This window comes from Rhizobium sp. AG207R, from assembly GCF_027109195.1.
Classification (GTDB): domain Bacteria; phylum Pseudomonadota; class Alphaproteobacteria; order Rhizobiales; family Rhizobiaceae; genus Rhizobium; species Rhizobium dioscoreae.
This window is the reverse complement of the sequence record NZ_JAEPVT010000009.1, coordinates 16,964-40,880: the sequence shown is the minus strand read 5'-3', so window position 1 is coordinate 40,880 and position 23,917 is coordinate 16,964. Positions and strand designations below refer to the sequence as shown.

The following is a 23,917-nucleotide window of genomic DNA, read 5'->3' as shown; positions in this document are numbered from 1 at the left end:
CCGCCCCGGAGCCCGGAGCGGCGGATCAGCTACCCGAAGCTCAGGCTTGTCAGCGGCGCGGACCGCGGGCCACTCGTTCGATTTCTTCACGCACGAGACGTTCCACAAGGGTCGGCAAGTTGTCGTCGAGCCATTCCTGAAGCATGGGTCGGAGCATCTCTTGCGCCAGTTCATCGAGAGAACGGCGCGGGCCGCCATCGACGATGGCAGCCAGCTCTTCAAACGAGCGGGAAACCTGTGCGCCGGCGGCTTCCGACATCAGCGGCGATGCGGATACGGCCTGGGCCGATGGCGAGGATGCAGCCTCCGCTTGCACCGCAATGGTTAGTTCTGACGCCTCAAAAATCGGTGTCTCGGCGGATGCTGCGACCTGAGGCACCGCAGAGGCAGCCGTCGGCCTCTGCGCTTCCATCTCAGGTTCAACCTCGGCCACCGCCGGCATAACAGGCGGAGCGACCGGCGCGGCAACATCCGCAATGGCCTGTCTCAGGGGGGTGTCGGCGATCGGCTCGACGTGCACCTCGGCAAGGCGCGCAGCCATGGCGGGCGGCAGCTCGCGCGGCTGTGGCGGCTCACGCCCCGCATTCAGCAATGCGGCGGTATTACGCTCGGAAGCAGCACGCACACGCGCGGCAACATCGGCCAGCGACAGACCGCGGCCGCCAGCTTCCGGCTCTGCAACCGGCACCTGGGAGTTTGCCGCAACGAAACGAGGATCCTGTTCCGCTGCGCGCGCCCGATCGGCGGCAGCGAACTCTTCATCCACAGTCAATTGAATATCGTCATCACGCATGCCGGTGCCGGCGAAATGCGTTGAGGGAACCGGCTTGGCGCCTACGGGTTCGTTGCTTTCGATGATCCTGCGGATCGACGCCAGAATCTCTTCCATGGACGGTTCACGCACTACATTTGGCTGAGCCATATTCATCCCCGTTTTCCCATATTCAGCGACCGGAAACCCGCACCACAAACTCGCCAGGCGGCACCCGAATCAGGGCCACCCTAGATGACTGCCTTCGGGAAAAAAATCACCTGAAAAGCACTAAACCCGGTGATGCACAGTTTTGTTACGATCACGACGAATCGCTTTGCTAAGCACGATTCTGCCACAGGCGGCGACAATAAAAAACAGGCGCCAAAAGGCGCCCGTCGCAAGCTCAAAAATAGCTCGTCCAGAAAATCAGAAGACGAATTCCTTGGCCTTGGCAAAGCCCGGAAGCGGCTTGATCGAGGCGTTGAAGAAGACGTTTTCCGAGAAGGCACCGCGCTCGCGCATGAAAACGGTGGCTCGGGCGGCATGACCATAGCCGATGACCGTGATCAGGCGGCCGTCTTCGCCGAGCTGGTCAAGCAGGCCCTGCGGCAACTGCTCGATCGAGCCGTTGAGGAAAATCACATCGTAGGGTGCATCGGCGGCATGCCCCTTTTCAAGGTCACCGCCAACAACGGTTACATTGTCATAGCCAAGCGCGGCAAGATTGGTCTTCGCCTGAGCTGCGAGCTCCTCGTTGGATTCAAGCGCGATAACCTTGCCGGCGAGAAGCGAGAGGACGGCCGACACGTAACCCGTGCCACAGCCGACATCGAGAACCTTGTCGTCCTTGGTGATCGCGCCGAGCTGCAGCAGCTTTGCAAGTGGCGAGGCTTCCATGAGGAAGCGCCCGGGAGCGACCTCGATATCGCAATCGACATACGCCAGGAGCTTCGACTTCTCCGGTACGAAGTTTTCGCGCGGTACGGCGAAAAATGCATTCAACACGGAATGGGAGGTGACATCCGTCGTCCGGATCTGGTTCTCGACCATCTTCACGCGCGCTGCTTCGAAATCCATCTTATCCTCTTGCGCCCTTGGTGCCCGAACGGGCTGGCTCTACTTTCTGTTACGCGTGTCTTAATCGCCTGACGCTGCGCTTTCAAGGCATTGCCGCAACAGGCGCCGAGATTCATGGTGAGGCGTCGCCGACGAACAACAATCGACCCCTTAAATTCGAGCCAGCGCCTTTTGATACTCGGGATTCTGCAAGGATTGCTAATCCGCCATGTCCCAGACCGGAACGCCCGTTAGCAAAATGTTAACTTCACACGACCACGCTTCAGGACATTGGACCCGCCCGGGTGGGTGACCAATCGACCTTCCGGCCCGAAGCTATTCGGCCCAAACATTAAATTTGAATAGAAGGTGGCTGGGATGCCTGTTTCTCTCGTTCTTTTCGTCGTAACGTCGCTGCCGCTGGTGGTTTTTCTGGCCGCGAGCCTTTCCTCGATGATGTAGGTTTTCCGAATGAGGCTTTCGCTCTTCGCTGCCGCGCTTCTCCTTCTCTTACCCCAGGTCGCGTTGAGCGAGGAAACGTCAAGCGAGGATGAGCCGAAAGAGACAGCCCCGATCATCGGACATGTCGTTACCGGAAAACAGCTCGACGAATGGTGCGAAGAGGACCGAACGCTTGCGTCTGTCTATATCCAGGGCATTCTCGACGAGGCCCAGCGGACGAAGAGCCTGACAATCCGAGCCACGAAGCAGACTCCGAAAAACTCATCGCGCTATGAGCGCTACCTTCAACAGTTCGTCGGCGCTTTCTGTCTGCCGCCCGAGCTCAGCAATACAAAGGCGACGACAATAGCCTGCAAATGGATGGCGGAGCACTCCTGGCAGCTCGAGCGACCTGCCAGCTCGTTGATCGCACGCGCCTACAAATTCGCCTTTCCTTGCCTTGAGGAATAGTCGTTCTTCCGCAATGGTGGCTAAGAACCGACACGAGACAGCTAAAACTTTCGCTGAGGATTGAGAATCATCCGAAGCGACCACGCCCCTGCCCGTCCGCGGACCAAATACGCAACGGAACCGGTAGCTCAAGCGAAGATCTCAGTCAGGCCGCAGATCGCGAGGCTTGATGCGCGAAGACGTCACATCGCATTTGCGTTGACAATTACTAAGTACGACTTATAATTAGGACGCTGAATTTGATTGACCTCTAGTCCAGCGAAAGGCGGCCCAGTTTTTTCCCTAGACTGGACCGCTTTTGCTTTTGTGGAAGCACGAATTCTCTATTCATTTGCTTCGCACTTTCAGCACCGAACCGGATCGGCGTTCGATTGCATTTGTCACTTGGGCGATGCCCGAAGCTGAAACGCCGACACCCGCCATCCTCAACTCCCGCAACTCCTCAGTACCTTAAGCGTCATTTCAGTTTCGAATGCGACGCTGTGACGGGGATAGGGAGTATCAATGTCGTTACCGAAGTCGCAGTGGCTTGCGCTGACACCGGTCGAGCGCAGGAAGCTTGCTCGCCTAATTATGATTCGACTGCTGCCAATCTTCGGTGCTTTGGCACTGCTCGGTATCGTGTCGCTTATGATGTTTGCTCAATAGAGAATTTCGAAAGATCGAACGCGCCACCGCCGTCCTGCACACTGGGCAGGCAGATGCCGGACTACCCGTGATCGGAGCAAATGGAATAGGCACCAGATCATTGCTGGCAGCCAATGAGACAGAAAACCGAACATAGAACGGATTGCCACATTTAACTTCGGTATAGCTGAATGCTTCAGGCCCAAATCGCGCTGAAATTCCGCAGAAAAATCAATTGCTTATTGTTGATTAAGGGAAATTGGAGGCCTCGCCCGGAATCGAACCGGGGTGCAAGGATTTGCAGTCCTCTGCGTAACCACTCCGCCACGAGGCCATCCGAAAGCAATTTGCGTTGTGGTGGCGCGGATTTAGAATGATCCAAAGAAAACCGCAAGAGGCTTATTCTGAATTCTGTCCTTTTTTCACTCTGAAGAGAGAATTGCCCGCTGCTCGTGTGTAAGCCTTCAATGCGGGTGATGAAATGCATTGCGCCCAAGACGGCAGGAGCGTCGCAGATGTGCCAATATCGGCCGAACGGCTTTCATGCTGGAAAAGATGTCGTCACCGTCGACGTAAACGAGCAGAATGCGGGCGCTGTCGGCTTTTACGAGCGGCTCGGATTCAAGGGGACGGGGCGCGCCGATGTCGACGATCAGGGCCGCCCCTACCCGATCCTTCATTTGCGATGGCAAAGACCGACCGCGCCATGAGGCGCTGCTGCCGATGACGCTTCATTTCAGATGCTGTGGCGACCATCTTGGATTTTGGCGAACCGATGGAAACTGAGGGCGAAAATTCATTGCTGGATCGCGACGCAGCCATCCTATCGGGCGCCTGGAGCTGCCAGCCCATTCAGGTAGGTTATGGAAACCTGTGGTGGCTGTTAGCATTCGTACTACCGGTTTGTAAGCCACCCACGGACCGGACAGTGCCGCGTCCGACGAGACTACGCCCCCAGTAATGTCGTCGGACGCACCATGGCCAAGCGCCCATCAACCGCATCGCAACCAAGCGCGATTCCAGACGGTCTCTCACCTTCTCTTTTATAGAGTGATGCGCGTGCGCCACCACGGGTTTCGTTGCCGGGAATCGTTTCAATAGTTGCGACTCAGAAGAACCGCGACTCGGGCGGCCATCCGGATTGAGGGGCAATCGGCTGCGCCCGGTCTCAGGAGTGCCCATAATCATATGGCGGCGGCTTCCTGCCCTCGCCCGCCCCAAATCAGCGCGCGTATCGCCTTAACAGCCGGAGACGTAAACGCTTTCTGGACTTATAGAAGACAAGCCATCCAAACGAGATGGCAAACAGGCTGGGATCAGACGCCCCGTGAATTGCGTCATTTTTGCAACAACGCCGGTTTTCGAGTAGTGCACATATAGTTCCGTCCCCTTAGTATCTTGCCAAATCACTGAAGCAGGTTCAGGAAATAGTTCGCGAAGCTTATTACTTCGCACCTACTGATAGGGAACATGAACGGGATGGGGTTGGGCACGTCGTTTCTCGGCGCGATATCTCATGCCCAATCAAGAAAGATTGGAGTTATTATGAACATCAAGAGCCTTCTTCTCGGCTCCGCTGCTGCTTTGGCAGCAGTATCCGGTGCTCACGCTGCTGACGCTATCGTAGCAGCTGAGCCCGAGCCGCTGGAATACGTCCGTATCTGCGACGCATACGGCGCTGGCTACTTCTTCATCCCGGGCACCGAAACCTGCCTCAAGATCGGCGGCAAGGTTCGTACGGAAGGTGAATGGTACAACGCTTACAACCGCGACAGCCATCAGGGCACACTCTGGCACACCCGTGCTGAGTTGAACGTCGACACCGCGACCGACACCGAGTACGGTCCGCTGAAGACCGAAACCATCGTTCGTTGGGACTGGAACGACGGCGGCTCCACATCCACCAACCTGCTGTGGTCCTACATCAGCCTCGGCGGCTTCACCGTTGGTAAGAAGGACTCGCAGTACAACCTGTACATCGGTTACGCCGGCGACGTCATCAACGACGACGTGATCTATGACGGTCCGTACGAACTCAACCAGCTGACCTATGAATATGATGCCGGCAACGGCTTCTCGGCTGTGATCTCGCTCGAAGATTCCAACTCCGCCACGACCGGCTCGGCATCCTACGGTGCAAGCTGGTGGACGGACGACAAGACGAACCACTACGCTCCTGACGTCGTCGCCGGTGCCGGCTTCAAGTCTGGCGCATGGGGCTTCAAGGTCGTCGGCGGTTACGACTCGATCGTCGAAGAAGGCGCCATCAAGGCTCGTGTTGACGCTGACTTCGGCGCATTCACGGCCTTCTTGATGGGCGGTTGGAACACCGACGGCGACAAGCTCAACAAGTACGCAGGCACCAACCAGGACGTCTCCGCTTGCACGGCACCGAACGGTACCGTCAATGCATCGAAGTGCGGCTGGGGTGACTGGGCTGTCTGGGGCGGCGTTGGCGTTCCGTTCAACGACAAGCTGAAGTGGAACCTCCAGCTCGCCTATAGCGACTCGAAGATCTTCGAAGCAACCACGAACCTGAAGTTCAACCCGGTCAAGAACCTCCTGGTCGAGCCGGAACTGACCTACGTTCACTATGACTATGCCCACGACGACACCGTTTCGGGCATCCTGCGCTTCGAACGCAACTTCTAACCTGATCAGACTTGACCTCCGATCAGAGAAGGAAGGGGGCCGGCTTTCCCTGCCGGCCCCCTTTTTGTTGTAACACCCGCAATCAGCGGCTCCTCCTGCGATCAATACGCGTGTCATAAGGATCTCCAGTCAACGAAAAGGGGAACCTAGTCGCTGCCCTGGCGTTTAGCGATGAAAGGGACATGGCTGAATACAGGAGTTAGAATCTTGAAACACCACCTTGCCTCACTCGCCTTGAGCGTGACGCTGGCCATAGGCTCGGCGCTACCCGCCGCCCTGCCCGCAATGGCCGCGCCGCCGAGCAATCCATCCATATCGCGCGCGTCTGATATTATCCTTGTGCAAGAGCGTGGATCGCGCCGATGGGGCGATGACGACCGTCCCCGCTGGCGCGATCGCGATCGCCGTCACTGGCATGGTGACCGCGGCTGGGATCGCCGCCGTCATTGGGATGACAGATGGCGGGACGACCGTCGCTATCATCATCGCCGCCATGGCGGCGTAATATTCGAGATTCGGCCCTAGCGTACCGGCGCTGCGGGCAGTTGGCACATCGCAGCTGATGTGCCGGCTGCCAAACTGCCGCCACACGCAGGCAACCGGTCACTTCGAGGTATAACGCAAACGATACGGCCGCCACCGGAACTCCGGCAGCGGCCGTATGGGTTTAAGAGGAACCTGCGCCGGCCCTTAAGTCTTCCGATCAGCGGCAGACGCGCACGTGGCGCACAACCCAGCGCCCATGAATCTTGCGCTTTACCTTCTTCACATGGCAGTGATGATGATAGTGGTGATGACGATGATGATGCATCGGAGCGGCCTCGGACGGCACGCTGAAGGCAAAGACCGACGCCACAGCTACTGCAGAAGCAAGAATCAGATTTTTCATGTCGAACCTCTAAAGCATTGGGGGACTATGCTGCGCGGATCGCGCATTACGTTCATGCGCCGCATGGCATTAACGACACATGAACATGCTCTCACATTCGCGAGAGCAACCATACCTTGAACTAATTTTTTCAGAAAGACCACATATATCCACCCGAGAGATCCCTTGGCGGGCTCTCGACAATCACGAATGCATCATTTTGGCACGATCTCATTAGCCCGCTACCATTCACCATCCCGTGGGAAGAAAAGTGCAGCGCAAGATATTGTTATTGCACCGCAAAAATCCTGAATGAGTCATGCGCTCGATTTTCAGTCGTCCACCGAACGAAGGGGCAGCAGGCGCCGAATACGTTCGTCGCGAAGATAAAGACCACCCCACGCCATGACGCCGAGTAATAAACTTATAAGTTGTGGAGGCGACCCGATTTCTCCGAGACGCAGATGGGCGCAAATTGCACCGCCGAAGAACCCGGTCGTCAGGATCGCTCCAAGGACTGCCGTGCGCGGAATTGCGTAAAGAATGACGCAGACGAAGATGATCAAACCCACCACCGTAGCCAGATTGGCGGGAAAGCCCGTCTCCTCCATCTGCGCGCTGATCAAGGCTGGCGCAAACAGATCAACCGCCCCATCGGCCACCAATGCAAGAATCACAATTACGCTAAGAACCCATCCCACCGCCACTCCACCACGAAAGCTCGCATTCTCGGCCATCTTATCCCCCAAATGTGCCAGATTTGGCCCACATCCCCGATTGCCCCACCGGCATTGACGCCTGGCTGACAGGTGGCGGCAATCTGGCATGAATGGGAAAGACCGGTCAACGAAGATACCGCTGTCGAACCAGGCGAGCCTCGGCCGAAGTCAGTGCTGCGGGGCATGCACAATAAAACTGTAAAAATGTGCTGCTATAAGCCTGGCCGCACTCATCAGCTTTGATGAATTACGAACACAGGATTAAGTCAATCGGGCACGCTTGCTCCGATATCAGCTTCAATTCTGTAGAAGAAGAGTGGCTCCCCGGGCCGGATTCGAACCGGCGACCTGTCGATTAACAGTCGAATGCTCTACCGCTGAGCTACCAGGGAATGCGCTTGGCGCGGTGTGAGCGGGGTAATACAAATGCTTTCCCGATTTGCCAAGCGGTTTTTTCAAAAAAAATGCATTCTCTTGCATTATTTCCTCGCGCCACCATTTCCTGTGGATGACCGATCAAAGCGAAACGACAGCAAATGCCGATCGGAATGGCCGGAAAACCCGCCATTTTGGCATTGATCCCTCGACCCGCGAGCTGGTTTTCGGCTCCGTGAGAATTCCCCTACCTCGATCGCGTCTTGCCCGCGTCGGCGTGGGGATAGCCCTCATTTTCGGCGGACTGCTCGGCTTCCTGCCGGTGCTCGGCTTCTGGATGCTGCCGCTGGGCTTCATCGTGCTCTCGCACGATATGCCTATGGTGCGCCGTTGGCGCCGCCGCTTTGCCGTATGGTGGACGCGAAAACGCCGCCCGGCAAACTAACTCTTTTATCTTATCCCGCACGAACAGGACGAGCCGGATTGCCGACCACAGTCGCGCCAGCGGCAACATCCCTGGTGACGACCGCGCCGGCGCCGATGATCGCGCCGTCCCCCACCGACACGCCGCCGACTAGGATCGCGCCGCCGCCGATCCAGACGCTTCTACCGATCTTCACCGGCCGGGCGACTTCCAGACCCGCCCCGCGCAATTCGGCATCCCTATGATGTTCGGCGCAATAGATATGGACGCCCGGTCCCAGCATGCTGCCGTCACCGATGCGGACGCTGGCGCTATCGAGGATCGTGCAGCCGGCATTCATATAGACCCGACGGCCGAGCGAGATATTGATGCCATAGGAGCAATGAAACGGCGCCTCGATGAAGACGCTCTCGCCGATCTCGGCAAAGAGCGCAGACAAAGCCGGCGCAAGATTGCCCCGCTGGGCGGGCGGCATCGTGTTATGTGCATGCACTGCCTCGCGCGCCTGCCAGCGCAAGGCATCGAGCTCCGGATCGAAACAGCAGTACCACTCCCCCGCTGCCATTTTCTGCCGCTCGCTGAGACCCATATTCTCATTCCTCCAATGCCATCCGAACGTCCTGCCGGTGATCTTGCAACACGGCTCGGGGCACAGGCAAGGAGGACCATCGCGTCTTTCCAACCGACCAGCAATCTGTGGGCGAACAGGCGCAGCCCACACCTTTTGATCAGCAGAACCTCAAATGCACGATCCTGCGATAAGCGCTGCTCCGCAAAGCCGCTGCGCGTGTGAAAAAGCCCGTCAATGCGGGATTCTTGCCCACAACAAACTGTCACACAGCTTGTCTATAACGCCGCTACCGCGGACTTGCGCAAGGCCACCGGTTCCGAGCTTTCAAAAAGGAAATAGGGATTATGTCGAAACTTAAAAACTTCATTTCGGCTGCTACTGCCGGCGTCATGAGCGTCGCTTTGGCGATGCCGGCCGCTGCTGCTCCGACCAAGTTCGATTTCTGGTTTGGCCTTTCGGGCGACCTGGAACGCGTCGTCCAGACGCTCTGCAAGAACTTCAACGATTCCCAGAAGGATTATGAAGTTTCCTGCATCAGCCAAGGCAATTACGACGCCGCGCTGCAGAACACCATTGCCGCCTTCCGCGCCAACAAGCAGCCGACGATCGTCCAGGTCTATGACGTCGGCACCGCCACCATGATGCTTTCGGGCGCCTACTACCCGGTCAGCAAGCTGATGTCCGAAAACGGCTACAAGGTTAAGTGGGACGACTATTTCCCGGGTATCGCCCGCTACTACGCCACCTCCAAGGGCGAACTGCTTTCCTTCCCGTTCAATTCTTCGACCGCCCTGCTCTACTGGAACAAGGACGCCTTCGCCAAGATCGGCAAGACCGCCGCTCCGAAGACCTGGGAAGAAGCTGCCGAAGATATGAAGGCGCTCAAGGGCGCCGGCTATGATTGCCCGATGGCGATCAACATCTCCGGCAATGAAAGCTGGCAGCTGATGGAACAGTTCTCTGCCATCCACGACCAGCCGGTTGCCACCAAGAACAACGGCTATGACGGCCTCGACGCCCGCCTGACCGTCAACAAGACGAAGTTCGTCAAATACGTAACGGACCTCAAGAGCTGGTACGACCAGGGCCTCATCAAGATCAAGTCCAAGGACCTCGGCCAGGACATGGTTCAGGCCTTCGCCGCCGGCGATTGCCAGATGATCATGACCTCGGTCGGCGACCACGGTACGGTCGGCAAGACGCAGAAGGCCGGCATGAACTGGGATGTCGCCGAGCTCCCGGTTTACGCCGGCACCGAGCGCAAGAACTCGCTCGTCGGCGGCGCGTCGCTCTGGGTCCTCTCCGGCAAGTCGGCTGACGAGTACAAGGGTGCCGCAGCGTTCCTCGACTTCATCGGCAAGCCCGAAACCGCTTTGTTCTGGTCCACCAACACCGGCTACATCCCGGTCAAGAAGTCCGGCTTCGACTTCATGAAGTCCTCCGGTTTCTATGACAAGGCTCCATACAAGGGCCGCGAAGTCGCTATCGCCAGCCTGACCGCTTCCGAGCCGACCCCGATCACCCGCGGCGTCCGCCTCGGCAACTTCACGCAGATCCGCGCCGAATTCGGCAACCAGATGCAGGCCATCTTCGCCAATAAGGTCAGCGTCCAAGAAGGCATCGACAACCTGGTCAAGAACGGCAACGCCGTCCTCGACCGCTTCGAAGCCACCTACAAGGGCAAGCAGCTGCCGTAAGCAGCGCAAGCTCGCGACAGACAGCGTCCGCCGGGAACCCCGGCGGACGTTCGTTATGAGAGCAAGCGTGGCATCGGGATACCAAGCCGGAAGAGACAATGGAAAAGCGTATAACTTTCAGCAAATGGAGCGTCGGCATTCTATTCGCGGTGCCGCAGCTGCTCCTCATCTTCACCTTTTTCTATTGGCCGGCCGGTCAGGCGGTCTTCTGGTCACTGACGCTGCAGCAACCCTGGGGCGGCGGCAACATCTGGGTCGGTCTCGACAATTTCAAGTCCATTCTTGCCAATGCCGACTATTGGAACTCAGTCACGATCAGCATCATTTTCGCGGCCATCAGTACCACTATTTCCATGGGGGCCGCGCTGATACTCGCGGCTCTGACCGACCGGCAGCTGAGAGGCTCAAAATTCTATCGCGTGGTGCTGATCTGGCCCTACGGCATCGCAGCTCCCGCGTCGGCAATGGCCTTCCGCTTCATCCTGGCGCCCGAAGCAGGCTTCATGTCCGTCGTCAATCACTATTGGCCAGGCTTCTGGGACCCGGGCCTCGATGGCACGGCCGCGATGGCATCGATCATCGCCGCTTTCTCCTGGAAATATATCGGCTACAGCTTCATCTTCTTCCTCGCAGCCTTCCAGAGCATTCCCCGCTCTCAGATCGAGGCGGCTGCTATGGACGGCTCGGGCGTGCTTCGTCGCTTCTGGGATATCCAGCTCCCATTGATCACACCGACGATCTTCTTCTTGCTGGTCATCAACATCACCGAGAGCTTCCAGGATTCCTACGGCGTGGTCGACATTATGACCTCCGGTGGCCCGCACAACTCAACCAATCTCATGGTCTACAAAATCGTTTTCGACGGCTTCAAAGGCCTCGATTACTCAGGTGCGGCGGCGCAGAGCATTGTCCTGATGTTGCTGATCATCGTGCTTACCGTCTTCCAGTTCCGCTTCATCGAGAAGCGCGTGCATTACCGTTGAGGCCGACATGATCGAGCGCACACCCATTCTTAATTTCTTCACGCACCTGATCCTGTTCATCGGCTTCGTAGTCGCGGTGGGGCCCTTGGCCATCGTTGCCATCGCCGCGTCCCACAATCTCGCCGACGTCAACAAAGTGCCGATGTCACTGGTCCCCGGCTCAGACTTCTGGGCCAACATGCAAACAGCCTGGACGACTGCCAATCTCGGCCCCAAGCTGCTGAACAGTTTCATTTTCGCTGGGGGTGTCGCGATAGGAAAGGTGTTCATTTCGGCGATCACCGCCTTTTCGCTGGTCTATTTTCGCTATCCGGGCCGCCATTTCATTTTCTGGCTGATCTTCATAACGCTAATGCTGCCGCTCGAAGTGCGTATCGTGCCGACCTACGCAGTCGCGGCGAACGTCCTATCGCCCTTTCAAGGGCTTCTCGACATCACCGGCGTCACCTGGCTCATTCAAAAACTCACAGGCATCGAGGTCTCGCTGAATCTCGGCCTGCTCAACTCCTACCCTGGTCTGATCTTGCCATCGATCGCGACGGCGACGGGCACGTTCCTGTATCGCCAGTTCTTCCTGACGATACCGGATGAGCTGACGGAGGCCGCTCGCATGGACGGCGCTGGAGCGCTGCGTTTCTTCATCGACGTCCTCATACCGTTGTCGCGCACAAACATGGCCGCGCTCGGCACTATCATGTTCCTATGGGCCTGGAACCAGTATCTGTGGCCGTTGCTGGTCACAACAGATCCGGCATATATGACTGCTGTGATCGAGCTCAAATCGCTCATCCCGAACGTCGGTGGCCTTCCGGAGTGGCATATCGCCATGGCCGGTACGCTGATCGTCATGATCCCACCGCTTGCCATCGTCGTGCTGATGCAGCGTTGGGTGGTTCGCGGCGTGATCGCCACCGAGAAGTGACCTTGCTAACCTGCCGCGCGGCATTTGTGAGCGCGGCAGTTTTTTAACGAGAGCATATCGATCTGCATCGTGCAGTAACATCCCGAGCTAGACCGAGCCTTCTCTCCTCTTTGTAACAGATCAAAACCCATGATGCATCGACTTGGCTCCCGTCCGATGCCTTGCAATGCCTGCTTTCGTGTCATTGCCCGCAATCGCCGCCGGCTGACATTCCACGGGATATCCGCTCGTGAGCGGTCTCTGCCATCGGCAAGCTCCGTCGACCTACACAAATAAAAAGCCCGGAAGTCGGGAAAACTTCCGGGCTCAACTACTGAAAATTTATGTTTGAAATCAGCTCGCCAGCACCTTGAGCGGCGTGACGGAGGCAACGGCGTCTAGCCGCAGCCCGGTATCCTGGGCAAATAGATGCGTGTGCTGCTGCGGCAGTTCCAGCGCTACCGACTGACCGGTCTGGCCCGTCGTATGATCGGCAACGGCGACGGCAAAGCTTGAACCGTTGATATCGCAATGGATGACGCGGCCGGCACCGAGTTCTTCGACGAAATCGACCGTTGCCGGGATAGCACCGAGCGTGCCGGCAGGAACGAGGCGTGCATGTTCCGGCCGGATGCCGAGGGCGACCGGCTGGCCGGCATGGCGCTTGCCGATGTTGGCGTCGATGGCGATCGGAATGCCGTCGAAGATGAATTGCTCGCCATTGGCCGCGAAGGTGCCTTCCAGGAAATTCATGGCCGGAGAGCCGATGAAGGAACCGACGAAACGGGTGCGCGGCGTGTTGTAGACCTCGAGCGGCGTGCCGACCTGCTCGACATTGCCCTTGTACATGACGACGAGCTTGTCGGCGAGCGTCATGGCTTCGACCTGATCATGCGTCACGAAGACCGATGTTGCCGACAGGCGCTTGTGCAGCCGGCGGATTTCGACGCGCATCTGCACGCGCAGCTTGGCATCGAGATTGGAAAGCGGTTCGTCGAAGAGAAAGACCTTCGGCTCGCGGATGATGGCACGGCCCATGGCGACGCGCTGGCGCTGACCGCCGGAGAGTTCGGCCGGCTTGCGAGCGAGGAAATCCTCGAGGCCGACGATCTTGGCGGTTTCCTTGATGCGGCGATCACGCTCTGCGCGCGGCACGCCGGCAACCTTGAGCGCATAGCCCATGTTGGCGGCGACATCCATGTGCGGATAGAGCGCGTAATTCTGGAAGACCATGGCGCAGCCGCGCTCACGCGGCTCGAGCTTGTTGACAACCTTGCCGTCAATAATGATCTCGCCCGAGGTGATGTCCTCAAGGCCGGCGATCATGCGCAGCAGCGTGGACTTGCCACAGCCGGAAGGTCCGAGGATGACGACAAATTCGCCCGATCGGAAATTCAGGTCGACGCCATGAACGACCGGGTTGCGTCCATAGGCCTTGCGAACTTGTTCGATGCGGATTTCCGCCATTTTAATCTTCCCCGCCTGTCCATTCTCGGCACGTCAATCGGGTGGACTGCTAGCGAATTTGCATTACAGAACAGTGACAAGCATTCCTATATCATAAGCGGCATCCAGTTTTCCTTACGAGAGTTGCGTGTGGCATCCGCTTATGTAACGCGCGGTAGTGGAACCATTTGACGGCTGGCACCGTATAAGGGTTTTCGCCTTTATAAGACATGCGAGACACAACAGAGGATGGGCGATCGGCCAGGACCATGACGACACCGACAAAAGAGCCGAGCCCCGTTCTCCTATGGTTTCGCAAGGATCTCCGCCTCGACGACAACCACGCGTTACAGGCGGCGGCAACTTCAGGCCGCGCGGTAATTCCCGTCTATATTCGCGAGCCGGGCGTGACGGAGCGCGGGCCGCTTGGCGGAGCGCAGGAATGGTGGCTACATCATTCGCTCGCCGCCCTGCAAACCGCCCTCGATGGCCTCGGGAGCAGGCTTATCCTCCGCCAGGGCAATGCGCTGACGGTGCTCGAAAAACTTATTGAGGAAACCAAGGCTGAGGCCGTCGTCTGGAACCGTCGATACGACCCGGCCGGGATCGACGTGGACACCCAAATCAAGAAGGCGTTGCGGAGCAAGGGTATCGAGGCCAACAGCTTTGCCGGCCAGCTGCTGCATGAACCGACACGCCTGCGCACGGGCGCAGGCGACCATTACAAGACTTACACGCCCTTCTGGCGCGCATTCGAGCAATCCGGCGAACCGCCGTTTCCGATAGAAGCGCCGGCAAAGCTCCTCGCACCCGGCCGCTGGCCGCAATCGGACACGCTCGCCTCTTGGTCAATGCTGCCCACCAAGCCGAACTGGGCATCAGAATTTACGGACATGTGGAAGCCGGGCGAAGCCGCGGCGCAAGAGAAGGTGAAGGACTTCATCGATGGCGCCATCGATGATTATGCGGTCGGCCGCGATTTTCCGGACAGACCGGCAACCTCCCTGCTCTCGCCGCATCTGGCGCTCGGAGAGATTTCGCCTGCCCGTATCTGGCATGCGACGCGCCGACTGGCCGACAATATCGCCAAGGATAACGTCGTCCGCTTCCGCAAGGAGCTGGTCTGGCGCGAATTCTGCTATCATCAGCTCTTTCATTTCCCGAAGCTCAGGACAGAAAACTGGAACGATCGCTACGATGATTTTCCCTGGCTATCCGATACCAAGCTGCTCACAAGCTGGCAGCGCGGGCAAACCGGTTATCCGATCGTCGATGCCGGCATGCGGCAGCTTTGGCGCCATGGCTGGATGCATAATCGTGTCCGCATGATCACCGCTTCCTTCCTGATCAAGGATCTGCTGATCGACTGGCGTGACGGGGAAGCCTGGTTTCGCGATACGCTCGTTGATGCCGATCCGGCCGCCAATACGGCAAACTGGCAGTGGGTTGCGGGCTCCGGCGCCGATGCCTCGCCGTTCTTCCGCATCTTCAACCCGGTGCTGCAGGGCGAGAAATTCGATCCGGAGGGCGGCTATGTCAGGACCTTCGTGCCGGAGCTAGCCACCCTCCACCGCAAATATATCCATCGGCCGTTCGAGGCGCCTGATGACGTGCTCAAGCGTGCGGGCATAGAACTCGGCAAGCACTATCCTCGGCCGATCGTCGATCATGCCATGGCGCGGCAGCGCGCACTCGCCGCCCATGCATCGCTCAAAGATGGCGGATAGGCGCTATTCGGCCGGATGCGCGGTTATGCGCGGCCCTACCGATCTGCGCTTGCTGCCGCTCCCGAGAAAATACCTGAGCGCCTTGAAATAGAGGCCGTAGGGCAGCAACTTCAACAGTTTTGCCCGATAGACCAGGCTCTTCGGGAAACTGATGTCGAAGGATGGGGATTTCAATCCGGCGGCGATCGCATCAGCCGCCTGCTGTGCCGACACGATATCAGGCATCACGACCTTGTTCTGTGCCGTCAATGGCGTGTCGACATAGCCTGGAGTTATGAGCTGGATGTGGATGCCCATGCGGTCGAGCTCGAAGTTCAGGCTTTCGGCCATGTTGATCAGTGCGGCCTTGCTGGCCCCATAGGCCGCACCGCCGGGAAGTCCGCCATATCCGGCAACGGAAGATACAAGGGCAACCTGGCCATATCCCCGAGCCCGCATATGCCGCACCGCCGGAACGAGACAATTGACGACACCGTGAAGATTGACGGCAAAGCTGCGCTCGAAGACTTCGTGATTGAGGTCTTCTCCCCGGGCTGGCAGATAAATCCCGGCATTCAAAACTGCCAGAGCAACAGGGCCATGCTGGTATTCGATCGCGGCGACAGTGTGCTCCATATCCTCCGTGTCGGATACATCGCCATCGAGCACGACGATGCTGCCGGCAAGCGCGCTGGCCTCTGCCTGCAGCGCCAGAAGCTTATCGTGGCTGCGAGCCGTAACGGCAACCTTATATCCCTCTTCAGCCAGTTTCAGCGCAAGCGCGCGGCCGATACCGGAACTGGCGCCGGTGATCCAGACCACTCCATGTTCAGGACGTGCGATGAACGGGCTCATGGCTCTTCTCCTTGGCTGGCGGCCGCCTACATCAAACGCTTTCAACAGCGACCGTCGTGGCATTTTAGAAATAGCGTATCATTGTGGCCGCTTTCGGCCAGACTGACGGCTTCATCGGGAAAACAATGTCACCAATTGGAGACTGCGGGCTTGGATGAAAGAGAGAGGCCAAGAGACCCGCCAAGTCGAATTTTGCGAGGCAAAGGAGTAGCAAGGAACAGAATTTCTTGCCTATGCCGCCTTGTGAAGGGAAAAGACCGTTCTTACAGTAGTTGCGAACAGAAGGCAGATTCCGATGACCGTCCATCCCTCCGTCCTAGAAGCAATTGGCAATACGCCGTTGATCAAGCTCAAGGGCGCCTCAGAGGCGACGGGCTCGACCATTCTCGGCAAGGCCGAATTCCTGAATCCCGGTCAATCGGTGAAGGATCGCGCCGCGCTCTACATTATTCGCGATGCCGAGAAAAAGGGGCTACTGAGGCCGGGCGGCGTCATCGTCGAGGGTACGGCCGGCAATACCGGTATCGGCCTGACGCTGGTTGCCAAGGCACTCGGCTACCGTACCGTCATCGTTATTCCTGAGACACAGAGCCAGGAAAAGAAGGATGCGCTGAAGCTGCTCGGCGCCGAATTGGTTGAGGTTCCCGCCGTTCCCTACAAGAACCCGAACAACTATGTGAAGGTTTCGGGCCGGCTGGCCGAACAGCTCGCAAAGACCGAGCCGAACGGCGCGATCTGGGCCAACCAGTTCGACAATGTCGCCAACCGTCAGGCCCACATCGAGACGACCGCCAAGGAGATCTGGGCCGACACCAACGGCAAGATCGACGGCTTTATCTGCTCGGTTGGCTCCGGCGGCACGCTGGCGGGCGTCGCCATGGGGCTGCATGCCTTCAACAAGGACATCAAGATCGGCATTGCCGACCCGGAAGGTGCCGCGCTCTATGAATTCTACAAGAATGGCGAGCTGAAATCCTCCGGCTCCTCGATCACCGAAGGCATCGGCCAGGGCCGCATTACGGCGAACCTGGAAGGTTTCACGCCCGATTTCGCCTATCAGGTCACCGATGCCGAGGCACTTCCTTACGTCTTCGATCTGGTTGAACACGAGGGCCTGTGCCTCGGTGGCTCTACGGCCATCAATATTGCCGGCGCGGTTCGTCTCGCCAAGGATCTCGGTCCCGGGCATACGATCGTGACCATCCTGTGCGATTACGGCAATCGCTATCAGTCCAAGCTCTTCAATCCCGACTTCCTGAAGTCGAAGGGTTTGCCGCTGCCAAGCTATTTGGAAAAACGGGCTGAAATCGCCGTCCCATACGAAACAACAGCGTGATCATATGACCGTCCATGCCCTTTATCGTGACGATTTCTATCTCTCGACTGCGGAAGCCGTCGTCACCGCGATCCACGAAGATGGGGGCATCGAGCTCGATCAGACCTGCTTTTACGCAACCTCAGGCGGCCAGCCGGGTGATACAGGTTTCCTGGAGCGCGGCGACGGCTCTAGGATCATGCTCGGTCAAACGAAGCATGGGCCGATCAAGGACATCATCATCCATGTTCCACTCGAGGGCCAGCCATTGCCCATCGTGGGCGAGAAGCTGGTGCTGCACATCGACTGGGCGCGGCGCTACAAGCTGATGCGCATGCATACGGCCTGCCATCTTCTTTCGGTGGTCTGCCCCTATCCGATCACGGGCGCGGCAGTCGGCGAAGATGAAAGCCGCGTCGATTTCGACATGAGCGAGACGATCGACAAGGATGAAGTAACGGCGAAATTGATGGCGCTCGTCAACGAAAACCATCCGGTTTTCGTCCGCTGGATCACGGATGAAGAATTGATTGCCAATCCCGGTATCGTCAAATCCAAGAATGTGCGCCCGCCAATGGGCCTCGGTCGTGTCAGCCTTGTCTGTATCGGCGAGGATTCGGCCATCGACAGCCAGCCTTGCGGCGGCACACATGTGTCGGAAACGCAGGAGGTCGGCGCGATCCACATCGCCAAGATCGAGAAGAAGGGCAAGGAAAACCGCCGCTTCCGCATTCGCTTCGGCGCGCCGACCGACGAGAATTGACCGGGCAAGCGCCTATATCTCGATATCAAGACCAATAAACCATAGCAGGGAGTGATCATCATGGCAGCGGACAAGAGCCGTTTTGTCGTATCCGCCGACTGGCTGCAGGCCGAGCTGGGTGCCAAGGATCTGCGCATCCTCGACGCGTCCTTCTATCTGCCGGCACAGAAGCGCGATGCCGATGCCGAATATGCCAGCGGCCATATTCCCGGCGCCGTCCGCTTCGACCAGGACAAGATCGCGGATCATTCGACCAACCTGCCGCATATGGTCCCCTCGCCCGAATTCTTCGCGTCCGAAGTCGGCAAGCTCGGCATCAGCGAGAGCGATCGGATCGTGGTTTATGATGGCCCGGGCCTGTTTGCTTCGCCGCGCGTCTGGTGGCTGTTCCACATCGTCATGGGTGCGCCGAATGTTTTCGTGCTCGACGGCGGTCTGGATGGTTGGAAGGCCGAAGGGCGGCCGCTGGAGACGACGACGCCCAGCTTGGCGCCGGCAACGTTCAAGCCTAAGTTCAACGGCAGCCGCGTCGTCTCGTTTGAAGAGATGCGAGAAATCGTCGACAGCCATTCCGTGCAAATCGCAGATGCCCGCAGTGGCGGCCGTTTCGCAGCGACCGAGCCAGAGCCGCGCGAAGGCATGCGCTCGGGCCATATGCCGGGCGCGAGAAGTCTGCCATCCGGCGTCTTTGCTACGAATGGCAAGTTCAAGTCGCTACCGGAATTGAGGGAAACCATCGAGAAGGCCGGCATCGATCTCGACAAGCCTGTGGTGACGACCTGCGGGTCCGGCATTACCGCCGCCATCATCACGCTGGCCCTCGAATCCCTCGGCCACGGTAACAATAAGCTCTATGACGGCTCATGGTCGGAATGGGGCAGCCGGGCGGATACGCCCATCGTCACAGGTCAAGATTGAGCGTATCGATCGTGAAGACGCCCTCCTCCATCAAGGTTCATATCACGCGCCTGGAAATGACTGCGCCGCCCAAGGCCAGCCTGCCGGTGCCGGTCAATATCCAGACTGCGATCATGCGGGCGCCTGGCATTCCGCTGCCCTTCTATCGCTATCTCTATCGCCAGGTGGGCGCTCGCTGGCATTGGGTGGAGCGTCTGCGCCTCTCCGACGAGCAATTGACCGCTATTCTTCACGACCAACGCAACGATATCAGCGTGCTTTACGTCAATGGCGCGCCGGGTGGATTCTTCGAATATTTCCGCCAGGACGAGGAGACGATCGAGCTTAGCCATTTCGGCCTCATCGAACACGCACTCGGCCTCGGTATCGGCAAATGGTTCCTGCTGCAGTCGCTCTACGCCATATGGACGCTGAACCCGCAACGGATCATCACGACGACAAACAATCTCGATCATCCCAGGGCATTACAGCTCTATCAGATGTTCGGCTTTTCGCCGATTTCGACGGGCGAAGGCATCGTCCGGCCGTTGAGTGACAAGGAACTGCTTGAGCTCGCCAAGAAGAGCTAAGGGTTCGCTTTCGGCAGGAATCGGGTGGCTTCGGTTCTTGTTCGGGCGCATCACATGGCAAGTCTCGAAAGGAGCTTTGCCATGCCTTCCATCGCTTTTGCAGCCATGCCCACCTCCGATGCCGAAGTTCTGTGGAACGGCGGCGTCGATGCCTATGGTCACCGGCCAGAGACCGTGATTTCCGATGGCCCCGGCCATCCCTGCCGCCACTGCCTGCGCAATATCGATGCCGGCGAGGAGCTGTTCGTCTTCGCCTATCGCCCCTTCTCGGAATTGCAGCCCTATGCGGAGACGGGACCTATCTTCCTGCACAAGACGCCATGTCAGCGCTACGAAGCAGAAGAAATCCTGCCGCCGGTGCTGACGACCAGCAAGGATTTCATCGTGCGTGGTTATGGCAAGAACGACCGCATCGTCTATGGGAGCGGTGCTGTGACGCCGACCGGCGATATCCCAGCCTATGCAGCTTCGCTGCTTGAGCGTCCCGACATAGCCTATGTCCATGTCCGCTCGGCCCGCAACAATTGCTACCAATGCCGGATCGATAAAATAGGAGCGCCGGCATACGCGGATGCCGGCGCCTCCATCTGACGTGCGCGCGATGGGCTTTACGCGACGTTCAGAATGCTTTCGGGTGCAACGGCTTCATAGCCGAGCGCCTCGGCGACTGGCCGGTTGGTGATGCGGCCCTTGTGGACATTGAGGCCATTGCGGAGGTGCTTGTCTTCCGCGATGGCGCGCAGGCCACGATCGGCCAAGGCGAGACCGTGATAGATCGTGGCGTTGTTGAGCGCATGCGCCGAGGTGACGGGAACCGCGCCCGGCATGTTGGCGACGCAGTAGTGCACGACACCTTCCACCACAAAGGTCGGATCGGAATGGGTCGTTGCATGCGAGGTTTCGAAACAGCCGCCCTGGTCGATGGCAACATCGACGATAACAGAACCCTTCTTCATGCCCGACAGCATTTCGCGCGTCACCAGCTTCGGCGCGGCGGCGCCGGGGATCAGCACGGCACCGATGACGAGATCGGCGGAAAAGACCTCTTCCTCCAGAGCCTGGATGCTGGAATAGCGCGTGTGAACGCGGCCGTTGAAGATATCGTCCAACTGGCGCAGGCGCGGCAGCGAGCGATCGAGGATGCTGACGTCGGCACCGAGGCCGGCCGCCATCTTGGCCGCATGCAGGCCGACGACGCCGCCGCCGATGATCGCCACCTTCGCCGGCAGCACGCCGGGCACGCCGCCGAGCAGGATACCGAGACCGCCATTGGCCTTCTGCAGAGCGGTTGCACCCGCCTGGATCGACAGGCGGCCGGCGACTTCGGACATCGGCGCCAGCAGCGGCAGGCCGCCGCGCTCGTCGGTCACGGTCTCGTAAGCAACAGCGGTCACGCCCGAGGCGAGCAAGCCCTTGGTCTGTTCCGGATCAGGGGCCAGATGCAGATAGGTGTAAAGAAGCTGGCCTTCGCGGAGCTGTGCCCATTCCGAGGGCTGCGGCTCCTTGACCTTCACGATCATGTCGCACTTCTCGAAAATATCCTTGGCGCTTGCGGCGATCTTGGCGCCGGCAGCCGCATAGGCGTGGTCATCGGCACCGATGCCGGCACCGGCCTTTGTCTCGACCCAGACTTCGTGGCCATGGGCGACATATTCGCGAACGGATGCCGGCGTCAGCCCGACGCGGTACTCGTGGTTCTTGATTTCCTTGGGGCAGCCAACGCGCATTTCATTCCTCCTCGAATGCTTTTGCGTCTTTCATTTTCTCCAAGGGAAATCAGACCACCTCCGCCCCGCAATGTCCTTGCAAAGACGATTTGCGCTGCAGTCATTTTTCGTGATTTATTGCGCAAATAGGAATTTCTTCGAAAGATTTTCGAATGTCCGACCTCGATGCCATCGATCATTCGATTCTGCGGATGCTGCAGCAGAATGCCAGGATCACCAATGCGGAACTGGCCGAGAAGGTCGGCCTTTCCCCCTCCGCCTGTTCACGCCGGCTCGACATCCTGGAAAAGAGCGGCGTCATCGACGGCTATCACGCGCATCTCTCGCACAAGGCGCTGGATTACAAGATGATCGCCTTCGTGCACATCTCTCTATCCGGCCAGTTCGCAAAGACGCTTTCGGAATTCGAGACCGCGGTGAAGCGCTGCCCCAACGTGCTCTCCTGCTACCTCATGTCGGGGGAATACGACTACATACTCCGGGTCGCCGCGCGGGACCTCGAAGACTATGAGCGCATCCATCGCGACTGGCTCTCCGCCCTGCCCCATGTCGTGAAGATCAATTCCAGCTTTGCACTGCGCGAGATCATCGACCGGCCGAATGTCGGCTTGTGATCTTCGTCAGCACATATCCAGCAGCAATGCGCGATGATCGGACACCTCTGGCTCCGCGACAGGATCGAAACGGATGACCTCGACATTCGATGTCACGAGCATGTAGTCGGCAAAACGCGGCTGCTTCTTGTAATGCGAGGTGCGCGTGTCGTCATGTCCCCGCGAAGTGACGAGGTCGACAAGCCCCAGGCTGCCGAGGATCTCGAAGGTCTCGCTATCCGGCAGCACGTTGAAGTCACCGCAAACCACCAGCCGATCGCCCTCTTGCCGAACCTGGCGAATGATCTCAACCAGCGCTTGCGCCTGATGGCGCCGGGCCGGCGTATCGCCCTTGCCTTCCAGATCCCGAAGGCCATGCATATGAGCAATGGTGACGGGATAGCCGCGCTCATAGTCGAAAAGGCGGATGCAATGAGCATTGCGGGAGCGCGGATGCGGTCCGTAGCCATCGGCCGAGAATTCGCCGTGGACGAAGCCGGCTGCCTGGCCGATGATCGGATAGGTTCTGCGCACGAAAGTTGCCAGTCCGAACTCAGAGTCCAATCGCACGTCACCGTCGAAGAGATCGCCTCGCGCGACGGGGAGGAAGAAGGCATCATAAGCCGGCAAAGCAGCTTTCAGCTCCTCGAAGAGATTGGCGCGCTGCGGGAGCTCGATCCCGTGATCGCGATAAACCAGCCATTCGGATTTTGCGTCGTGCGTGCGGACCACTTCCTGCAGGCACAGAACATCCGTCTCGACATCGACGAGATAGGGCATCAACGGCTCATGCAGCCGGCCACCCCATGCATTCAAAGAAACGATACGCATATCCCGCACCTCTCATAGTCACATGGCCGATCGCAGCGGCCATCTCGATGCGGTACCGATTCGGGACGCCCGGCTACAATTTTAGCGATTATGCTAAACATCCCGCAAGGCACATCTGATATCCAAACCGAGAAAAGACGGATGAGCCGGGATAACATCATGCAGTTCTCTTCGAAATCTCCCGTTCAGGGCAATCTGAAAATAAAGACACGCGGCTCGCCGCGCCATCATGCGCGGCTCACGGGCCAGGTTCGATATTTCACCAAGCTTGTCGCCGGCCGCGTCGTCGATATTTCGACAAGCGGCATCGCGCTCGATCTGCAGGCGCCGCTCTATGCAGCGGCGGGCAGCAAGGTTCGCGTCGAATGCGACGATATCGGCCTGCTGGATGGTTTCGTGCGCTGGGCTCATAACGGCCGTATCGGCATCGAGTTCGATCGCTCGTCCAATGCCTCGGCCAAGGTCGCGTCCTATTTCCGCTTTTTCCACAAGGACATAAAGCCGGTTCTCAAGCGCTGATCGAATGTCGGCGCAAGCCGGCTACGATCCACAATAAGCCTGTCACATTCCTGGTGCACACCTTCAAAAATCGTCCTAATCTCGCTCGCCCGAGAGATGATCGACGGACCATAGCCCCATCGTTGAAGGAGTGCCT

General features: G+C 58.5%; 25 protein-coding genes and 2 tRNA genes. 16 read left to right on the top strand and 11 right to left on the bottom strand.

Annotated features, from left to right (window positions below; all coding sequences use genetic code 11):
• Positions 1-49: 49 nt before the first annotated feature.
• Positions 50-922, bottom strand: a complete 873-nt coding sequence (locus tag JJQ51_RS21425) for a DUF2497 domain-containing protein (RefSeq protein ID WP_113352687.1) — start codon at positions 920-922, stop codon at positions 50-52.
• Positions 923-1,180: 258 nt separating this feature from the next.
• Complete coding sequence (locus tag JJQ51_RS21420) at positions 1,181-1,831, bottom strand: protein-L-isoaspartate O-methyltransferase family protein (RefSeq protein WP_113352630.1); 651 nt, start codon at positions 1,829-1,831, stop codon at positions 1,181-1,183.
• Between the two features lie 450 nt (positions 1,832-2,281).
• Between JJQ51_RS21420 and JJQ51_RS21415 the strand changes: the two genes are divergently transcribed.
• Positions 2,282-2,722, top strand: a complete 441-nt coding sequence (locus JJQ51_RS21415) for a Rap1a/Tai family immunity protein (protein WP_113333497.1) — start codon at positions 2,282-2,284, stop codon at positions 2,720-2,722.
• Positions 2,723-3,609: 887 nt separating this feature from the next.
• Here the strand turns inward: JJQ51_RS21415 and JJQ51_RS21410 are convergent.
• A tRNA-Cys gene (locus JJQ51_RS21410) sits at positions 3,610-3,683 on the bottom strand.
• Positions 3,684-3,864: 181 nt separating this feature from the next.
• Here JJQ51_RS21410 and JJQ51_RS21405 point away from each other — a divergent pair.
• The 3 genes from JJQ51_RS21405 (at position 3,865) to JJQ51_RS21395 (ending at position 6,506) form a co-directional block, all read left to right on the top strand.
• Positions 3,865-4,059, top strand: coding sequence for a hypothetical protein (locus JJQ51_RS21405; RefSeq protein WP_197044209.1), 195 nt, complete (start codon positions 3,865-3,867; stop codon positions 4,057-4,059).
• Between the two features lie 835 nt (positions 4,060-4,894).
• On the top strand, positions 4,895-6,001 hold the full coding sequence (locus JJQ51_RS21400) for a porin (RefSeq protein ID WP_069611958.1): 1,107 nt from the start codon (positions 4,895-4,897) through the stop codon (positions 5,999-6,001).
• 370 nt (positions 6,002-6,371) lie between these two features.
• Positions 6,372-6,506 carry a hypothetical protein gene (locus JJQ51_RS21395; RefSeq protein WP_267904003.1) on the top strand — a complete coding sequence of 45 codons (135 nt, stop codon included), beginning with the start codon at positions 6,372-6,374 and terminating at the stop codon, positions 6,504-6,506.
• A 198-nt stretch (positions 6,507-6,704) separates the two neighbouring features.
• Here the strand turns inward: JJQ51_RS21395 and JJQ51_RS21390 are convergent, their stop codons facing one another.
• The 3 genes from JJQ51_RS21390 to JJQ51_RS21380 form a co-directional block, all read right to left on the bottom strand.
• Positions 6,705-6,890 (bottom strand): hypothetical protein, encoded by a 186-nt coding sequence (locus tag JJQ51_RS21390; protein WP_069611956.1) that lies wholly within the window; start codon positions 6,888-6,890, stop codon positions 6,705-6,707.
• Between the two features lie 311 nt (positions 6,891-7,201).
• Positions 7,202-7,606, bottom strand: a complete 405-nt coding sequence (locus JJQ51_RS21385; RefSeq protein WP_113352632.1) for a DoxX family protein — start codon at positions 7,604-7,606, stop codon at positions 7,202-7,204.
• Between the two features lie 299 nt (positions 7,607-7,905).
• Positions 7,906-7,980 (bottom strand) — tRNA-Asn (locus JJQ51_RS21380).
• Positions 7,981-8,096: 116 nt separating this feature from the next.
• On the opposite strand from JJQ51_RS21380, the gene JJQ51_RS21375 reads away from it, so the two are divergent.
• Positions 8,097-8,408 carry a hypothetical protein gene (locus JJQ51_RS21375; RefSeq protein WP_113352688.1) on the top strand — a complete coding sequence of 104 codons (312 nt, stop codon included), beginning with the start codon at positions 8,097-8,099 and terminating at the stop codon, positions 8,406-8,408.
• A gap of 10 nt (positions 8,409-8,418) precedes the next feature.
• On the opposite strand, the gene JJQ51_RS21370 is transcribed toward JJQ51_RS21375, so the two are convergent.
• Positions 8,419-8,976, bottom strand: coding sequence for a sugar O-acetyltransferase (locus tag JJQ51_RS21370; protein WP_113352633.1), 558 nt, complete (start codon positions 8,974-8,976; stop codon positions 8,419-8,421).
• Between the two features lie 326 nt (positions 8,977-9,302).
• Here JJQ51_RS21370 and JJQ51_RS21365 point away from each other — a divergent pair, with 326 nt between their 5' ends.
• The 3 genes from JJQ51_RS21365 (at position 9,303) to JJQ51_RS21355 (ending at position 12,560) form a co-directional block, all read left to right on the top strand.
• The gene (locus JJQ51_RS21365; RefSeq protein ID WP_113352634.1) at positions 9,303-10,655 is read left to right on the top strand and encodes an extracellular solute-binding protein; all 1,353 of its coding nucleotides are present in this window, start codon (positions 9,303-9,305) and stop codon (positions 10,653-10,655) included.
• Between the two features lie 98 nt (positions 10,656-10,753).
• Complete coding sequence (locus JJQ51_RS21360) at positions 10,754-11,638, top strand: ABC transporter permease subunit (RefSeq protein ID WP_113352635.1); 885 nt, start codon at positions 10,754-10,756, stop codon at positions 11,636-11,638.
• A 7-nt stretch (positions 11,639-11,645) separates the two neighbouring features.
• The gene (locus JJQ51_RS21355; RefSeq protein WP_113352636.1) at positions 11,646-12,560 is read left to right on the top strand and encodes an ABC transporter permease subunit; all 915 of its coding nucleotides are present in this window, start codon (positions 11,646-11,648) and stop codon (positions 12,558-12,560) included.
• A 333-nt stretch (positions 12,561-12,893) separates the two neighbouring features.
• Here the strand turns inward: JJQ51_RS21355 and JJQ51_RS21350 are convergent, their stop codons facing one another.
• Complete coding sequence (locus JJQ51_RS21350) at positions 12,894-14,006, bottom strand: sn-glycerol-3-phosphate import ATP-binding protein UgpC (RefSeq protein WP_113352637.1); 1,113 nt, start codon at positions 14,004-14,006, stop codon at positions 12,894-12,896.
• A gap of 248 nt (positions 14,007-14,254) precedes the next feature.
• Between JJQ51_RS21350 and JJQ51_RS21345 the strand changes: the two genes are divergently transcribed.
• Positions 14,255-15,712: a cryptochrome/photolyase family protein gene (locus JJQ51_RS21345; RefSeq protein ID WP_113352638.1), complete on the top strand. Its 1,458-nt coding sequence runs from the start codon at positions 14,255-14,257 to the stop codon at positions 15,710-15,712.
• Positions 15,713-15,715: 3 nt separating this feature from the next.
• On the opposite strand, the gene JJQ51_RS21340 is transcribed toward JJQ51_RS21345, so the two are convergent.
• Positions 15,716-16,546 carry an SDR family NAD(P)-dependent oxidoreductase gene (locus tag JJQ51_RS21340; RefSeq protein WP_113352639.1) on the bottom strand — a complete coding sequence of 277 codons (831 nt, stop codon included), beginning with the start codon at positions 16,544-16,546 and terminating at the stop codon, positions 15,716-15,718.
• A 295-nt stretch (positions 16,547-16,841) separates the two neighbouring features.
• On the opposite strand from JJQ51_RS21340, the gene JJQ51_RS21335 reads away from it, so the two are divergent.
• The 5 genes from JJQ51_RS21335 to JJQ51_RS21315 all read left to right on the top strand — a co-directional run bounded on the left by JJQ51_RS21335 (position 16,842) and on the right by JJQ51_RS21315 (position 20,702).
• A complete protein-coding gene (locus JJQ51_RS21335) occupies positions 16,842-17,882 on the top strand; it encodes a cysteine synthase A (protein ID WP_113333507.1) in 1,041 nt (346 codons plus the stop codon).
• Positions 17,883-17,886: 4 nt separating this feature from the next.
• The gene (locus tag JJQ51_RS21330; protein ID WP_113352640.1) at positions 17,887-18,624 is read left to right on the top strand and encodes an alanyl-tRNA editing protein; all 738 of its coding nucleotides are present in this window, start codon (positions 17,887-17,889) and stop codon (positions 18,622-18,624) included.
• A gap of 60 nt (positions 18,625-18,684) precedes the next feature.
• Positions 18,685-19,542, top strand: a complete 858-nt coding sequence (gene sseA, locus JJQ51_RS21325; RefSeq protein WP_113352641.1) for a 3-mercaptopyruvate sulfurtransferase — start codon at positions 18,685-18,687, stop codon at positions 19,540-19,542.
• An 8-nt stretch (positions 19,543-19,550) separates the two neighbouring features.
• The gene (locus JJQ51_RS21320) at positions 19,551-20,111 is read left to right on the top strand and encodes a GNAT family N-acetyltransferase (RefSeq protein ID WP_113333547.1); all 561 of its coding nucleotides are present in this window, start codon (positions 19,551-19,553) and stop codon (positions 20,109-20,111) included.
• A gap of 81 nt (positions 20,112-20,192) precedes the next feature.
• The gene (locus JJQ51_RS21315; protein ID WP_152096187.1) at positions 20,193-20,702 is read left to right on the top strand and encodes a DUF1203 domain-containing protein; all 510 of its coding nucleotides are present in this window, start codon (positions 20,193-20,195) and stop codon (positions 20,700-20,702) included.
• A gap of 17 nt (positions 20,703-20,719) precedes the next feature.
• Here the strand turns inward: JJQ51_RS21315 and ald are convergent, their stop codons facing one another.
• On the bottom strand, positions 20,720-21,838 hold the full coding sequence (gene ald / locus JJQ51_RS21310) for an alanine dehydrogenase (RefSeq protein WP_145631293.1): 1,119 nt from the start codon (positions 21,836-21,838) through the stop codon (positions 20,720-20,722).
• A 152-nt stretch (positions 21,839-21,990) separates the two neighbouring features.
• Between ald and JJQ51_RS21305 the strand changes: the two genes are divergently transcribed.
• Positions 21,991-22,452 carry an Lrp/AsnC family transcriptional regulator gene (locus JJQ51_RS21305; RefSeq protein WP_075852386.1) on the top strand — a complete coding sequence of 154 codons (462 nt, stop codon included), beginning with the start codon at positions 21,991-21,993 and terminating at the stop codon, positions 22,450-22,452.
• Positions 22,453-22,458: 6 nt separating this feature from the next.
• Here the strand turns inward: JJQ51_RS21305 and JJQ51_RS21300 are convergent, their stop codons facing one another.
• Positions 22,459-23,262, bottom strand: a complete 804-nt coding sequence (locus JJQ51_RS21300; RefSeq protein WP_152094242.1) for an endonuclease/exonuclease/phosphatase family protein — start codon at positions 23,260-23,262, stop codon at positions 22,459-22,461.
• A 159-nt stretch (positions 23,263-23,421) separates the two neighbouring features.
• Between JJQ51_RS21300 and JJQ51_RS21295 the strand changes: the two genes are divergently transcribed.
• Positions 23,422-23,781, top strand: coding sequence for a PilZ domain-containing protein (locus JJQ51_RS21295; RefSeq protein ID WP_145320271.1), 360 nt, complete (start codon positions 23,422-23,424; stop codon positions 23,779-23,781).
• Positions 23,782-23,917 lie beyond the last annotated feature (136 nt).

Bases quoted from the DNA above. Each gene is read 5' to 3' on its own strand.
- JJQ51_RS21360 (WP_113352635.1), top strand. From the start codon at position 10,754: ATGGAAAAGCGTATAACTTTCAGCAAATGGAGCGTCGGCATTCTATTC.
- ald (WP_145631293.1), bottom strand. From the start codon at position 21,838: ATGCGCGTTGGCTGCCCCAAGGAAATCAAGAACCACGAGTACCGCGTC.
- JJQ51_RS21425 (WP_113352687.1), bottom strand. From the start codon at position 922: ATGGCTCAGCCAAATGTAGTGCGTGAACCGTCCATGGAAGAGATTCTG.
- JJQ51_RS21405 (WP_197044209.1), top strand. From the start codon at position 3,865: ATGTGCCAATATCGGCCGAACGGCTTTCATGCTGGAAAAGATGTCGTC.
- JJQ51_RS21345 (WP_113352638.1), top strand. From the start codon at position 14,255: ATGACGACACCGACAAAAGAGCCGAGCCCCGTTCTCCTATGGTTTCGC.
- JJQ51_RS21335 (WP_113333507.1), top strand. From the start codon at position 16,842: ATGACCGTCCATCCCTCCGTCCTAGAAGCAATTGGCAATACGCCGTTG.
- JJQ51_RS21400 (WP_069611958.1), top strand. From the start codon at position 4,895: ATGAACATCAAGAGCCTTCTTCTCGGCTCCGCTGCTGCTTTGGCAGCA.
- sseA (WP_113352641.1), top strand. From the start codon at position 18,685: ATGGCAGCGGACAAGAGCCGTTTTGTCGTATCCGCCGACTGGCTGCAG.
- JJQ51_RS21315 (WP_152096187.1), top strand. From the start codon at position 20,193: ATGCCTTCCATCGCTTTTGCAGCCATGCCCACCTCCGATGCCGAAGTT.
- JJQ51_RS21365 (WP_113352634.1), top strand. From the start codon at position 9,303: ATGTCGAAACTTAAAAACTTCATTTCGGCTGCTACTGCCGGCGTCATG.
- JJQ51_RS21355 (WP_113352636.1), top strand. From the start codon at position 11,646: ATGATCGAGCGCACACCCATTCTTAATTTCTTCACGCACCTGATCCTG.
- JJQ51_RS21385 (WP_113352632.1), bottom strand. From the start codon at position 7,606: ATGGCCGAGAATGCGAGCTTTCGTGGTGGAGTGGCGGTGGGATGGGTT.
- JJQ51_RS21305 (WP_075852386.1), top strand. From the start codon at position 21,991: ATGTCCGACCTCGATGCCATCGATCATTCGATTCTGCGGATGCTGCAG.
- JJQ51_RS21375 (WP_113352688.1), top strand. From the start codon at position 8,097: ATGACCGATCAAAGCGAAACGACAGCAAATGCCGATCGGAATGGCCGG.
- JJQ51_RS21370 (WP_113352633.1), bottom strand. From the start codon at position 8,976: ATGGGTCTCAGCGAGCGGCAGAAAATGGCAGCGGGGGAGTGGTACTGC.
- JJQ51_RS21390 (WP_069611956.1), bottom strand. From the start codon at position 6,890: ATGAAAAATCTGATTCTTGCTTCTGCAGTAGCTGTGGCGTCGGTCTTT.
- JJQ51_RS21415 (WP_113333497.1), top strand. From the start codon at position 2,282: ATGAGGCTTTCGCTCTTCGCTGCCGCGCTTCTCCTTCTCTTACCCCAG.
- JJQ51_RS21300 (WP_152094242.1), bottom strand. From the start codon at position 23,262: ATGCGTATCGTTTCTTTGAATGCATGGGGTGGCCGGCTGCATGAGCCG.
- JJQ51_RS21420 (WP_113352630.1), bottom strand. From the start codon at position 1,831: ATGGATTTCGAAGCAGCGCGCGTGAAGATGGTCGAGAACCAGATCCGG.
- JJQ51_RS21350 (WP_113352637.1), bottom strand. From the start codon at position 14,006: ATGGCGGAAATCCGCATCGAACAAGTTCGCAAGGCCTATGGACGCAAC.
- JJQ51_RS21295 (WP_145320271.1), top strand. From the start codon at position 23,422: ATGCAGTTCTCTTCGAAATCTCCCGTTCAGGGCAATCTGAAAATAAAG.
- JJQ51_RS21395 (WP_267904003.1), top strand. From the start codon at position 6,372: ATGACGACCGTCCCCGCTGGCGCGATCGCGATCGCCGTCACTGGCATG.
- JJQ51_RS21340 (WP_113352639.1), bottom strand. From the start codon at position 16,546: ATGAGCCCGTTCATCGCACGTCCTGAACATGGAGTGGTCTGGATCACC.
- JJQ51_RS21330 (WP_113352640.1), top strand. From the start codon at position 17,887: ATGACCGTCCATGCCCTTTATCGTGACGATTTCTATCTCTCGACTGCG.